Origin of the sequence: Pontibacter virosus, from assembly GCF_003096355.1 — a bacterium.
Classification (GTDB): Bacteria; Bacteroidota; Bacteroidia; order Cytophagales; family Hymenobacteraceae; genus Pontibacter; species Pontibacter virosus.
Window position 1 is genome coordinate 1 of the sequence record NZ_QEKI01000003.1, and the last position, 13,307, is coordinate 13,307.

At 51.7% G+C, this 13,307-nt stretch carries 11 protein-coding genes; 6 read left to right on the plus strand and 5 right to left on the minus strand.

Annotation, left to right across the window (positions count from 1 at the left end):
- Positions 1 to 822: 822 nt before the first annotated feature.
- Positions 823 to 2,277 carry a tyrosine-type recombinase/integrase gene (locus C8E01_RS05265; protein ID WP_116542325.1) on the minus strand — a complete coding sequence of 485 codons (1,455 nt, stop codon included), beginning with the start codon at positions 2,275 to 2,277 and terminating at the stop codon, positions 823 to 825.
- A gap of 128 nt (positions 2,278 to 2,405) precedes the next feature.
- On the opposite strand from C8E01_RS05265, the gene C8E01_RS05270 reads away from it, so the two are divergent.
- Positions 2,406 to 2,795: a hypothetical protein gene (locus tag C8E01_RS05270; RefSeq protein ID WP_116542326.1), complete on the plus strand. Its 390-nt coding sequence runs from the start codon at positions 2,406 to 2,408 to the stop codon at positions 2,793 to 2,795.
- 56 nt (positions 2,796 to 2,851) lie between these two features.
- Here the strand turns inward: C8E01_RS05270 and C8E01_RS05275 are convergent, their stop codons facing one another.
- On the minus strand, positions 2,852 to 3,694 hold the full coding sequence (locus C8E01_RS05275) for a 1,4-dihydroxy-2-naphthoyl-CoA synthase (protein WP_116542327.1): 843 nt from the start codon (positions 3,692 to 3,694) through the stop codon (positions 2,852 to 2,854).
- Positions 3,695 to 3,924: 230 nt separating this feature from the next.
- On the opposite strand from C8E01_RS05275, the gene hslV reads away from it, so the two are divergent.
- The 5 genes from hslV (at position 3,925) to C8E01_RS22145 (ending at position 6,837) form a co-directional block, all read left to right on the plus strand.
- Positions 3,925 to 4,467: an ATP-dependent protease subunit HslV gene (gene hslV / locus C8E01_RS05280; RefSeq protein WP_116542666.1), complete on the plus strand. Its 543-nt coding sequence runs from the start codon at positions 3,925 to 3,927 to the stop codon at positions 4,465 to 4,467.
- Positions 4,468 to 4,485: 18 nt separating this feature from the next.
- On the plus strand, positions 4,486 to 5,055 hold the full coding sequence (locus C8E01_RS05285) for a Crp/Fnr family transcriptional regulator (RefSeq protein WP_116542328.1): 570 nt from the start codon (positions 4,486 to 4,488) through the stop codon (positions 5,053 to 5,055).
- A gap of 64 nt (positions 5,056 to 5,119) precedes the next feature.
- The gene (locus tag C8E01_RS05290) at positions 5,120 to 5,437 is read left to right on the plus strand and encodes a DMT family transporter (RefSeq protein WP_116542329.1); all 318 of its coding nucleotides are present in this window, start codon (positions 5,120 to 5,122) and stop codon (positions 5,435 to 5,437) included.
- 113 nt (positions 5,438 to 5,550) lie between these two features.
- Positions 5,551 to 6,522: a deoxyhypusine synthase family protein gene (locus tag C8E01_RS05295; protein WP_116542330.1), complete on the plus strand. Its 972-nt coding sequence runs from the start codon at positions 5,551 to 5,553 to the stop codon at positions 6,520 to 6,522.
- A 210-nt stretch (positions 6,523 to 6,732) separates the two neighbouring features.
- Positions 6,733 to 6,837, plus strand: coding sequence for a toxin-antitoxin system HicB family antitoxin (locus C8E01_RS22145; protein WP_394342105.1), 105 nt, complete (start codon positions 6,733 to 6,735; stop codon positions 6,835 to 6,837).
- A gap of 49 nt (positions 6,838 to 6,886) precedes the next feature.
- On the opposite strand, the gene C8E01_RS05305 is transcribed toward C8E01_RS22145, so the two are convergent.
- The 3 genes from C8E01_RS05305 to C8E01_RS05315 all read right to left on the minus strand — a co-directional run bounded on the left by C8E01_RS05305 (position 6,887) and on the right by C8E01_RS05315 (position 13,237).
- Positions 6,887 to 9,472 (minus strand): M1 family metallopeptidase, encoded by a 2,586-nt coding sequence (locus tag C8E01_RS05305; RefSeq protein ID WP_116542331.1) that lies wholly within the window; start codon positions 9,470 to 9,472, stop codon positions 6,887 to 6,889.
- 765 nt (positions 9,473 to 10,237) lie between these two features.
- Positions 10,238 to 12,430 carry a catalase gene (locus C8E01_RS05310; RefSeq protein ID WP_116542668.1) on the minus strand — a complete coding sequence of 731 codons (2,193 nt, stop codon included), beginning with the start codon at positions 12,428 to 12,430 and terminating at the stop codon, positions 10,238 to 10,240.
- A 255-nt stretch (positions 12,431 to 12,685) separates the two neighbouring features.
- Positions 12,686 to 13,237, minus strand: coding sequence for a 2'-5' RNA ligase family protein (locus tag C8E01_RS05315; RefSeq protein ID WP_116542332.1), 552 nt, complete (start codon positions 13,235 to 13,237; stop codon positions 12,686 to 12,688).
- Positions 13,238 to 13,307 lie beyond the last annotated feature (70 nt).

Below are 13,307 nucleotides of genomic sequence, written 5' to 3' on the forward strand. Positions count from 1 at the left end.
TTGCCCGCTTTAGTGGCCTTTGATGCCCTCCAGCCCTAAAAAAGCCTGAAAGACACGCCACTTTTAAAATCTGTAAATTTACAATCACGGTCAACGATTAGTCCAGATGGTGTCTCGTTGGAGGATCGCTGTGCTCAGCAAATTTCCTCCAATGGCATCTGGACAGTGTTGGTCGAGGTTGTTTTCCCCTTTTCTACCGATACTGTGTGTGTTATTTATTTAAGGAAAACAACCTGAATGGTTGGGTTATTTTCTCCTCTTATATTCCATTATCAAGTGGCGCTTTAGCCGGCGGCAATACAGTTAATAGTGAAGTATTAGCAATGTTGCCAGAGGCGTCAGGCTCGGGGCTGGCCACAGTCCATAGAAAGACTAACTTATCACTGGCCTTTCTATCACCGCAAGCAGCAGAAAAAGAGCCAATCAGCCGAAGCTAGCCCCTTGACTTTGTCAATTCCCAACGCTAACTTCGCCCCACCAAAGTCTTGCCTGGACGCCCCCGTCCGAAAGCGCTGGCTTTCTTCCGGCATCGCCGAGCAAGACTTCGGGTCAGAAACACCATTTCTTACTTTGGCTCTTTTTCTGCAGCTTGCTCGCTTTAGTGGCCTTTGATGCCCTCCAGCCATAAAAAGCCTGAAAGACACGCCACTTTAAAATCAGAAAATAATCCCAATCACGGCCAACTAGAGTATAGTAGGAGTACCTACTCCTACTATCTGCACTATGTGTGGAGTACTGCTGATACCTTTTTTATTGGTTTCAAACCTCAGGCAGCTTTTCAGATCCACTACTTCCATAGCGCAACACTAATATAGTTCTTTTCTACAGATTGTCAAGTGGGCTCACGATTTTATCCAGCGCGTAGGTGGTCACGTGCGCGTACACTTCCGTGGTCTTGCTGCTTCTGTGCCCGAGCAAGGTCTGGATGTAGCGGAGATCCGTGCCCTGCTCCAGCAAATGCGTGGCAAAGGAGTGCCTGAGTGTATGCGGGGTGGCGCTCGTCTTTACACCGGCCTTTTTGCGGCAGGCCTGAAACACGTTGCGCAGGCTGTCTGCCGTGTACTGACCGCCAAACTGGCCCTCAAACAGCCATTCTTTCGGTTTGTATTCCTTATAGTATTGCCTTAGGCTTTCCAGCAGCTTCTGTGAGAGCACGGTGGTGCGGTCTTTTTTACCCTTGCCACCCCGAATCAACACAAGATTGCGGTCAGACTTCACGTCGGTGAGCTTCAAGTTTATTACCTCGCCGATACGCAGGCCTCCCGCGTAGAGCAACTGAAGCATGCAGCGGTGCTTGAGGTTGTCGGTGGCCGAGAGTATCTTCTTCACCTCTTCCTTGCTGAGCACAGTGGGCAGCCTGTCGGGCTTCTCCGGGCGCTCCACATTGCGCAGCAGCACCTCGTGCCGGCCCAGCACCCGCTGGAAGTAGAACTTGACGGCGTTGATCGACTGGTTGATGAAAGAGCAGGAGTAGGCTCCGGCCTGCACCATCTGCCGGTGGTAGTGGTTGATTTCCTCCTCGGTGAAGGCGTTAATCTGTTCCATCTTCCTGTCTTTGTGGCTGTTAAGAAATCGCAGCAAAAGCGAGTGGTAGGTGCGAATCGTGTTCATGGAGTAGTTGAGCAGGAAGAGCTTCTCCAGGTAGTCGATCGAGCAGGTGATATAGTCCGGGCCTTTGCTGTAGGTCTGCTCCCAGAGCCGGCGCAGCAGCACCACGTCGCGCACCACGAGCTCCTGGCTCAGCCACAGCCAGCCCACGCCCTCCAGCTCCTCGGCCAGTTGCTGAATGTGCTGCCCGCCCTCAGGTATGACGAAGCATTGCTGCTCCCGCTGCCAGGTGGCCAGACTGCTGTATCTAAGTGTCTCGTACACCTGCTGGCTGTAGCGGAAAGTGACGCTTATCACCGTCTTGTTGTCATCCACCAGCATCGGCTGGAGTTTTACCACCGGCATGTCAGGCAGCTTCTCAAGCGGCTCTCCCTGCTGCCCTCCGGCCAGTACAGGTACCAGCTTGCCGGGTTTCAGCCTTTTGGGCCGGTACAGGTACTGTGTGCTCACTTTCGCCAGTCCCTGAAAGTGCGTGAAGGTCATTTCCAGGCTCTGTGGCCGGTGGTGCATCACAAAGCACTTGTAGGTCTTGCTGTACTTGATCCAGCCGGCTTCCTTTAGCCGCTTGACAATAAAAGGATTGGGCTTGTGCCACAAACGGATGTATTTGACGCCTTCATGCTCCAGGGAGTTGAGGTAAATAACAGGCTGATTAGATGAATAGTGCATGATGGATAGAATTTACAACCGCAAATAAGCACCTAAATCAAAGACAGACGTAAAATACCCGGGTAAGTCCGGCTATACTCGGGTATGCCGCACTTACCCGGGTATAGCCGGACTAAGAACGATGAGATATGCTGGAGAGAACATGTGAAAACTGCCAGGTGAAGCTCACAGGCAGAATAGACAAGCGGTACTGCAGCGACCAGTGCAGGTCGATAGCCAAAAACAGCCGAAAGACCCAGAACGCGGGCGAACGCCTGATGAAGGAGATCAACACCAAACTTCGCCACAACCGATTTGTGCTGCAACGCCACAGTCCTGAGGGCAAAACCACCCTCAGGCGGGAGGTGCTCCAAGCGGCCGGTTTCGAATTTCGGCACTTCACCCACCTCTATCGCACCCAGCAGGGTAACACCTATTATTTCTGCTACGACTACGGGTATTTACTACTCGAAGACGAAAAGGTGCTCATCGTAAACTGGCAGCCTTACATGGAGAAGGGGCAGGGCAAAATTCAATAAAAAAAGCCGCTCCATAACGGAGCGGCTTTGCTGATTTCATACCTGTAAGCTACACCTTACGGAATCCACTTAATGTCCTTGAAGTCCGGCTTGCGCTTCTCCAGGAAAGCATTACGGCCTTCTTTGGCTTCGTCGGTCATGTAGGCGAGGCGGGTGGCTTCGCCGGCGAACACCTGCTGGCCCACCATACCATCGTCGGTGAGGTTGAAGGCGAACTTAAGCATTTTGATGGAGGTTGGGGACTTGGCCAAAATTTCCTGCGCCCATTCGTATGCTGTGTCTTCTAACTCATCATGCGGAATCACGGCGTTCACCATACCCATGTCGTAAGCATCCTGTGCAGAGTAGTTGCGGCCCAGGAAGAAGATCTCGCGGGCCCGTTTCTGACCCACCATTTTGGCCAGGTAAGCAGAACCGTAGCCACCGTCAAAGCTGGTCACGTCGGCATCCGTTTGCTTGAAGATCGCGTGTTCTTTGCTTGCCAATGTGAGGTCGCACACCACGTGCAGCGAGTGACCGCCACCCACGGCCCAGCCCGGCACTACGGCTATCACTACTTTCGGCATGAAGCGGATCAGGCGCTGCACCTCCAGGATGTTCAGGCGCGGCATACCGGCATCGTCCACATAACCCTGGTGGCCGCGGGCGTTCTGATCGCCGCCGCTGCAGAAGGAGTAAACCCCGTCTTTGGTCGAAGGTCCCTCTGCAGAGAATAGCACTACCCCAATGGAAGTGTCTTCGCGAGCATCCAGGAAAGCCTCAAAAAGTTCGCCCACTGTTTTCGGGCGGAAGGCGTTGCGCACGTTTGGCCGGTTAAAGGCGATGCGGGCCACGCCGTTGCATTTCTTGTAGGTGATGTCTTCGTATTCCTTTACGGTCACCCAATTCGCTTTGCTCATATCGAATGTTTTTAGAAGCTGAGTATCTAATCGTACGGGCAAAGATAGCAAAAGACGACATGTTTTGGCAGAAGCTTGCAGATGCCAGGAGACAGGTATATACCTGCCCTACGAAGAACCGACAATTTGTCGGCTGCTATACCTTTGGCTTTTTGTTTGCAGATGCCCTAGCTTTAGCAAGTGCTTTTAAAGGTATAACCGTATACCTTCACATAAACCAAAACACAGCAATGGCAAAAATAAGATCGACTACAGTAGTAGGTATATACCACAACGGTGAAGTATGCGTGGGCGCTGACGGACAGGCCACCATGGACAAGCACATCGCCAAGAGCAACGTCAAAAAGATCCGCAAGCTGCTCGACGGCAAGATCGTGACGGGCTTTGCCGGCTCCACGGCCGATGCCTTCACGTTGCTCGAACGCTTCGAGGAGAAACTGAACGCCTACCAGAGCAACATGAAGCGCGCCGCCATCGAGCTGGCCAAAGACTGGCGCAAAGACCAGTACCTGCGCAAGCTCGAGGCCATGATGGTGGTGGCCAACAAAGAGGAGCTGCTGATCATCTCCGGAACCGGCGATGTGCTGGAGCCAGACAACCAGATTGCCGCTATTGGGTCGGGCAGCATGTTTGCCCATGCGGCGGCACTTGCACTCAAAAAGCACGCCCCGCACCTCACGGCAGAAGAAATGGTACGCGAAGCCCTTACCATTGCTGCCGACATCTGCATCTACACCAACCACAACCTGGTGCTGGAGAAACCAGCGAAATAACCACAGGGCAGCAACCACATGGTGCAGACCATCGAACAGGCCATCCGGCAACTATACCCTATTTCAGATAGAACCTTTGGACAGCTCACGGCGCTCATGCAGCGCCAGGAGTTGCCCAAAGGCCATATCCTTTTCCGGGAGGGGGAGGTGAGCAACAAAGTGTTCTTTATTGAACGGGGCATCGCGCGTGCCTTCTGCTATCGTAACGATCAGGAGGTGACCTTCTGGTTCGGTGCTGAGAACGATCTCATCTTCTCCTACTACAGCTATGTGGCTAACAAGCCAGGATACGAAACTGTGGAGCTGCTCGAAAACTCGATTGTGTATGCCATCGATCTGGCTCGTCTGCAGGACCTATACCTGACTAACATTGAGCTGGCTAACTGGGGTCGCAAGCTGGCTGAATACGAGCTCATCAAGACAGAGGAGCGGTTCATGGTCTTTCAGTTTCAGTCGGCCACCGAGCGCTACCAGGCTCTGCTCCAGCAGAACCCCGGCCTGATCCAGCGTGTGCCCCTTAATCAAATTGCCTCCTACCTGGGCGTGACGCAAGTTACCCTCAGCCGCATCCGGGCAGAGGTCCGGTGATTTTTTAACATTTGTTAAATTTCTTCTGCTCCCGAGTCCCGACCTTTGTAAAAAAAGGAAAAAAATGGGCTGGCTATACTTAATCATTGCGGGTATGTTTGAGATCGGGTTTACCACCTGCCTCAAGCTCTCAAACAACTTTAGTGTGCTAAAGTGGTCAATCGGCTTCTTTCTGTGCATCTCCCTGAGCTTTTTCCTGCTCAACAAAGCCATCCAAACCATTCCTATGGGCACCGCCTACGCCGTCTGGACAGGTATAGGCGCGGTAGGTACGGTGATCGTCGGCATGATCCTCTACAAGGAGCCGGCTGATTTCTGGCGCCTGTTCTTCATTTTCCTGCTCATTGGCTCCATCATCGGCCTGAAGCTGGTGTCGAAGTAGGCGGGCAGGGATGTCATTTTAAAGCTTATCTTTGCCGGAGTAGATCTTTTATTAACTCATACTGAGTTACAGGAGTATAAACACGAATCAGTAAAAAGCATAAACACAAGGAAATGGAAGTATCTAATTTTTTAAAGAAGCACTACAAGCACTTCAACGCTGCTTCGCTTATCGACGCTGCCGAAGGATATAAGACGCACCTCAACAACGGGGGCAAAATGATGATCACGCTGGCAGGCGCTATGTCTACTGCTGAGCTGGGCATTATCCTGGCCGAGATGATCCGTCAGGACAAGGTGCACGCGATCTCTTGTACCGGTGCTAACCTCGAAGAGGATATCTTCAACCTGGTGGCGCACGATTTCTATGAGCGCGTGCCGCATTACCGCGAGCTTTCAGCTGCCGACGAGGAAGAACTGCTGAGCCGCCACATGAACCGCGTGACAGATACCTGTATACCTGAAGAAGAGGCGATGCGCCGTATCGAGCATACCGTGCTGAAGTTCTGGGAAAAAGCAGACCAGGAAGGTAAGTCATACTTTCCGCACGAGTTCTTCTACCAGATCCTGTTGTCAGGCGAACTGGAGCAGTACTACCAGATCGACCCGAAAAACAGCTGGATGCTGGAGGCTGCCAAGAAGAACCTGCCGATCATCTGCCCGGGCTGGGAAGACTCTACATTGGGTAACATCTATGCCGGCCACGTGATCAGCGGCGACATTAAAAATGTGCATACGATGCGCACAGGTATACAGTACATGATGTTCCTGGCTGACTGGTATACCCAGAATGCACAGGAAGAATCGACAGTAGGTTTCTTCCAGATTGGCGGCGGTATAGCCGGCGACTTCCCGATCTGTGTGGTACCGATGCTGCACCAGGATCTGCAGCGCACAGGTGTTCCGCTTTGGGGCTACTTCGCACAGATCTCCGACTCTACAACCAGCTACGGTTCTTACTCGGGCGCTGTACCGAACGAGAAGATCACCTGGGGTAAGCTCGGCAAAGACACACCAAAGTACATGATCGAGTCTGACGCCACCATCGTGGCACCGCTCATCTTCGCGATTGTGCTGGATATGTAATTTTTAGAATCAAGGAATTTTTGACAAAAGACCTTTGAAATAATGAAGAAGCCCGCTGCGTGAGCAGTGGGCTTCCTTTTTTTGTCTGAATCAGGATTTACAGGATTTTATAATTTTCAGGATTTCCACATAGAGGATTTTATCTAAGTCATTTGATGACAAATTCCGAATCCTGTAAATCCTTTAATTCTGTAAATCCTGATTCAGACAATTTATTCCTGTGCACGATCCGGACAAGTCGCGACCGGTCCCTACAGTGGAAGGATAATGCTACGTAGCACCACGACGTTACACTGTAAAGCCGCTACGAGCTAACTCCCAAACTCTTAACTTTTCAACTCCTAAACTCCTAAACTTTCCAACCTTATTTCACCAGTTTCTCCGCCCTAAACACATGGTCCGCAGCCTGCAGGATCTTGCCTTTCAACTTTGGGTTGTAGTCTGGGTGCTCAGCCAGGAACGTGCGGACGGTGGCAGCTGCGGTAGGAGTCTGGTAGTAGCCGAAGGTGGATTGCAGCCAGTTGGTCGGGAAGAAGATGTCACCGGTTAGCTGGATTTCCTCTACCAGTTCCAGGCTCTCGCGCAGGTATTTTTCTGACGAGGCGGCACGCAACGGATGATGAAGATAGGAGAGGGCGGAGCCTACCCAAGCCTCCTTGTCGCGGTTGCTGCGGTCTTTAAGCGAGACGAAGAAAGCGTCACGCACCTGTTCATCGCCCGACAGGGCCGGCATCAGAAACTGCAGTCGCTTTTGCCGATCCGGATTTTTGATACGAGCTAGTTGCTGCTGCAATATACCTGTGGCATTCGGGTAGTCACGCACGGCCAGCGATTGGGCCAGCGAGGTATAGTCCTCCTCATTGAGATTAACGCCCGCCGGGGCCTTCTGGGTTTCCCATACCTGGTGTAGCCGATCCTGTGCCTCTTTGGTCATGGCAATGTTTTGGTAAGCTTTGAAGAAGAGTTTTTTATTGTTGCCAGACTTTTGCTTCTCCATCGCGTCCCACAGATTTTTTTCGAAGGCCGGTGCTATTTTAGTTCTTTGCTCCGGACTGGTAAATTTCCAAAAGGTGTCACTTAAGTAGCCCGTCAGTAGCTTCAGGTTAAGCTCTTCCTGCTCGTTAGCCGATTGCAGGAGTGCAACGTAGCGCATCATGTCGGGGGTAATATCTACTCCGTTGAGCATGTTTTCATACAGATTAATGTAGGTCGAGGCCCGCATCACAGGGTTCTGCAGTTTGTTGAGGTAGCTAATGCCGCGTGCATCAACAGGGAAAGTTCCATAGCCCTGCCCGGAGGAATTAAACAGAACATAGAGCGGCCACTGCTTACCAATCACCTCCTGAAATTCAATGGAAGGCTGGTTCATGTTCACGGTGTACTCTTCCACACGGTCGTCATAAACCAGGGCTACTTCAAAAAGCTGAGGCCACAAACGGTCGGATCCGTCTTCGCCTTTCTGCGAGATAGAAAAAACGCTGATTTTCCCATCTTCTACATCCAGCTTACAATCGAACACCGGACGGCCCGGCTCGTTCACCCATACCTGGTTCCAGGCCTGCAGGTCGGCAGGTGTTCGGGCGTCCAGAATTTCGATCAGCTGCGGCCAGGTGGCGTTGCCGTTGGCATAGGTTTTCAGGTATACCTGCAGGCCTTCTTGAAAAGCTTTTTCACCCATCAGGCGCTCGAGCTGCCGCATCATGACAGGGGCCTTGTGGTAGATGATGTGCCCGTAGAGCGATCCTGCATCCTGCAAATTGGCCAGGTCCTGACGGATCGGGTTGGCACCAGCGGTACGGTCCACGCTGTATGCGGTCGGGAAGTGGTCGATCAGAAACTTGAGGTCGTAATTGCTGTTCTTTACCGTCGTTTTGGAAATCTTGTCGGCCATGAAGTTGGCAAACACCTCTTTCATCCACACGTCATTAAACCAGCGCATTGTCACCAGGTCACCAAACCACATGTGTGCCGTTTCATGGGCGATCAGGTTGGACCGTGCCACCAACTGGTCTTTGGTTGCGCCCTCGTCCAGAAATAGCGTAGATGCCTTGTAATCGATGGCTCCCACGTGCTCCATGCCGCCGTACTGGAAGTCAGGTATAGCCACGAAGTCGAATTTCTGGAAGGGGTAGGGGATCTGGGTATAGTCTTCCATAAAGGCCAGCGCGTCGCGGTGTATGCTGAAGATCGGGGCGATGCTCTTGAGCTTGTCCTGATCTGTTTCGCGGTGGTAGAAATGCATGGTGCGGCCCCGGTCGCTGTTGCTCACTTTGCTGAAGTCGCCGGCTACAAAAGAAAAGAGATAGGTCGGGATGGTATCAGAAGGCAGGTAGGTATAGGTCTTGGTAGCGCCCGTTATAACCGAGTCCTGCAGGGGGGCATTGGCCAGGGCTTTCCAATCCTGCGGGATGGTGAGCGTGAGCTTAAACACCGCCTTCATGTCCGGCTGGTCGAAGCAGGGGAACACGGTGCGGGCGCGATCCGGCACGAGTAAGGTATACAGGTAATCTTCGTTGCGGTTGAGCGAGAGGTTGCCGGCCGTGAAGTCGATCTGCACCTGGTTATGGCCTGTCTTCAGATGCTTGGGAGAGATTACAATGTGCTCGTTCTCAAAGACCAGTGGAACCTCCCTGCCGTTCACCTTTACAAGCTGCACATGCTCCTGTTTTTCCTTGAAGTCGATCTGCAGTGCCTGGCTGAGGTCTTGTATGTCGAACGTGATCATTTCAGAGGCAGGTATAGGAGCGTTTTTGCCTTTCGGAATCTGCAGCCTGATGTCATATTGCACGTTGCGCAGCGTCTGGTTGCGGTGTTCCGCCAGTTCGCGCGACACGCCGGTATCAACGGGTAAGGTATAGGCGCTGGTCGCAGGTCCTTTGCTGCAACCGCTCAGTAAAGCCAGAGACAAAGCCAGGGAGGCGGCTTTAAAGGTATAGCTGTGTTTTGACATGATTGGTGTTGAGGGTGTTTGTAAAGATAATGGATTTTGGGAATTGGTGTAGTGAAGGAGGGGTGTTGAACCTGATGGCGCGAGCGTCCTCGCTCGTGTCTACTATCGTGAGGCCTCTGGCCTAGGTATAGCTTGCTTTGTAGCGACTGCTGTTGCAGGTATAGTAACCACGTTGCTTTGTAGATTCGCCTGTGCGGCGGGCACCTACTTTTTTTCTTGACAAAAAAAGTAGGCAAAAAAGTCAAGACTATCCAAATCGAGGGCCCCTACCCCCACTCGCTGAACGCTCAAACAGTGGATAGTCGCAAAGTTGCACCTTGCCAAAGCGATCTGTTCCATAGCTTCCGGGGCAAGTTAGCCTTGCTATACCTGCCAGCGGTGTGTGCTACAAAGCTTATAACTTCGAACTGGTAGTAGCAGAAGCTCCCCGCCTGGGGGTAGGGGCCCTCTTAAAGGACAAGGAGGGGCAGGGGTGGTTCGACACGGTGTTGTAAAGCAACTGCTACAGCTACGAAACTTATACCTCCAATTGGTAGCGGCAGAAATTCCCCTCCGGGGGTAGGGGCCCTCTATTTCTACCAAGATCCTTCCAGGATGACAGTCAGGAAATCAGTAGCTCAAAGTCCCCCTTTGAAGGGGGCAGGGGGATGACAATCGTGCACCAGAATCCTGCTTCAGACAAACCTTACCACCCCATAAAAAGCAAAAGCCGCGAAACTCGCGGCTTTTGCCCAAACAAACAATCAATAACAAACATTTAAACTCTTAAGCTGGTGTCATGGACTTTTCGCGGTCCCAGTGGCGGTGCTTCTTAATGGCCTCTATAAACTTATCGGCAAAATCACCCGCGTCCGCGTCGGCGCCTGCCGTTACCACACCGGAATGGGACAACACCTTGCCCGATTCCTTGTCAGCGAAGTTTACGCCTACTACAAAGGCTTTCTCCAGCAAGTTAATGCCGAAGCCTGAGGTCGCGATCGCTTTGCAGTGCTTGAACGCCTCGCTCACAAAGTGAAGCGCATCACCCATCCCCATCATCTTGCGCACACTCTTCTCGCCGTCCGGAATGTAAACGGCATCATACATAATGGAAGCAGTCGTTACATGGCTTTTGTCCACTTCAATCTCCTGACCGGTGCTGGACAGGCGCTTACCCTGAAACTTAGATACAATCTCGATTGTAACGCCGGCTGCCTCCAGTGCCTCTTTCACCTGCATCACTTCGTTGTAATCATAACCTTCCTCCAGCAGAATCGCGACTCTTCTGGACTTGGATACTTCCTTCTTGTTTCTGTCAATACTTACAGCCGGAGAGTCTTTCACAGATTGACCGTTCGCCATCTTTTTAGAAGCAGCATCTTCTACATAGTTTCCGGTTGAAATGGAGTCCTCGCCAATTGGCACCTCAACCCCAATACCTGCGGCTACCATGGCGGCAAACTGTGGGTCTACTCTATGGAAGTTGGCCAGCTGTCTTGCACGTACGGCTTTGGTTTTCACCTTGCCTAGTTCAAATCGGGCAGCATCAACCAAATGGGTTTTCTCATCTTCGGTGAGTGAGTTCCAGAACAAGGTTGACTGCGAATAATGATCATCAAAACTCTTGCTACGTGCTCTGATTTTATGACCGTCTACTTTCTCGGCGTAATGCACATAGCCACCCATGTTTTCCGGAGCCATCATAGGGCAGCCACTGGCCAGGGAATTAGGCCAATAGTTTACCTTGCCTTTGTTGATGGTCTGACGCATAAAGCCGTCCTGCTGGAAATTATGCACCGGGCAAACCGGTCGGTTAATCGGAATCTCAGAGAAGTTGGTGCTGTTGAAACGGTTCAGTTGAGTGTCGAGGTAAGAGAACAGACGCGCCTGCAAAAGCGGGTCGTTGGTCACATCGATGCCTGGTACTAAGTTGCCGGGGTGGAAGGCTACCTGTTCGGTTTCTGCAAAGAAATTATCCGGGTTGCGGTTCAGCACCATCTTGCCGATAGGCTTTAAAGGAACCAGTTCTTCCGGAATAATTTTGGTAGCATCAAGCAGATCGAAATCAAACTTGAACTCATCCGCTTCGTCTACCATTTGCACGCATAGCTCAAACTCCGGATAGTTGCCCTGCTCAATGGCGTCCCAAAGGTCGCGACGCAGCCAGTCCGGATCCTTGCCGGCTAATTTCTGCGCTTCGTCCCACACAAGTGAGTGCGTACCAAGCACCGGTCGCCAATGGAATTTGACAAAGCGGGCCTTGCCAGCCTCGTTTATAAAGCGGAAGGTGTGCACACCAAAGCCTTCCATCATTCTAAAGCTTCGGGGAATAGCTCTGTCCGACAGCAGCCACATGATCATGTGTGTGGACTCAGGCATCAGGGAAATGAAGTCCCAGAAACTGTCCTGGGCGGCTGATGCCTGCGGTATTTCATTGTCCGGGTCTGGCTTCACGGCGTGTACCAGGTCCGGGAATTTGATGCCGTCGTGGATAAAGAACACAGGTATATTATTGCCAACCAGGTCGTAATTTCCTTCCTGGGTATAGAATTTAGTGGCAAAACCTCTTGCATCGCGCACCGTGTCAGCCGATCCGCGAGAACCAGCCACCGTGGAGAAACGCACAAAAACCGGCGTTTTTATACTCGGGTCGCTCAGGAACTTTGCTTTGGTATAGGCTGCCATCGACTCGTAAGGCTGGAAGTAGCCGTGGGCGCCTGCTCCGCGAGCGTGCACAGCGCGTTCCGGCATACGCTCATGGTCGAAGTGGGTCATCTTCTCCCGGAAGTGAAAGTCTTCCATTAACGTTGGTCCTCGTTGACCAGCTTTCAGAGAGTCATCCGTATGGTTCACCCTTACCCCCTGATCAGTTGTCATATATTGGTCTTTGCCGTCTTCCCGGAACTGTTCTAACTGTTTGTTTTTGCTGTTTTCGTCGACGTGGTTTGTTTGAGGTTTATTCTGATCTTTCTCTTCCATGGTTTTGTTTGTTTTGTTGGATGTAGGTGAGGTATAACTTTTAAAAATCGTGTGCGGAATTCTCTCCAACAATACGGTTTAGTATTTTAAGTGGTTAAGAAAAAGTGAAACAATACAAGATTAAAATGGAGTTAAAATAAGACTTTAGGTATAGCGCGAACAGGTATAACCATGCTGCTGGGAAACAGCACAGGTATAGCGCAGGGGTAAGTAGGAAAATTCGAAGAAGTGGAATAGTTGCCTGAGATTGGGCTTTTACAAACTCAGCTCTTTACGCCCAAAGCTGTACTCGTCTTCCTTCAGGTAGTAGTCGCCGCATTTTTGCAGAATCGTCAGGTTGTCGATCGTGATCTCCCAGTTAAAGTTGTAATTGAAAAGGAAAGTGAGCACCGGGCCCAGCAAGTCAGGGGAGGTATCGCCGAGTGCCAGCGAAATGTGAGGGAGCCACATGTTGGGGTTGTAGTAAATGCCCATTTCGCTGCTCATCTCTGAAATGTCGCGGTGCAGGCGGGCATGCAACTGGTTGAGAGGGGCTGTGCGCAAGACGGGTATGTAGATGACCGGCTTCTCGCCCGGGAACACACCCAGGCCCGTAGTGCGGATCGTAAAGGGCTCGGTCTCACGGCTGGTTTCCAGCAGGTATTGCTGCAGCTCTTCCATATCCGGGATTTCGGCCGTCAGCAGGGTCAGGTGCGGGTAGGGCGTCATCTTCACCTCATTTAGTCCAAATTGCGAGTCGAGTAACTCGGTCAGTTCAGACACACGTGCAGAATGGGAAGGGTCGAGCAGGGATGTAACTGCGATCATAAAAGGTTATTTTTTATTGCTGTTCTCAACGTCTCGCGCACACATTTTTCAAAAGCATAAAGCTATAGAA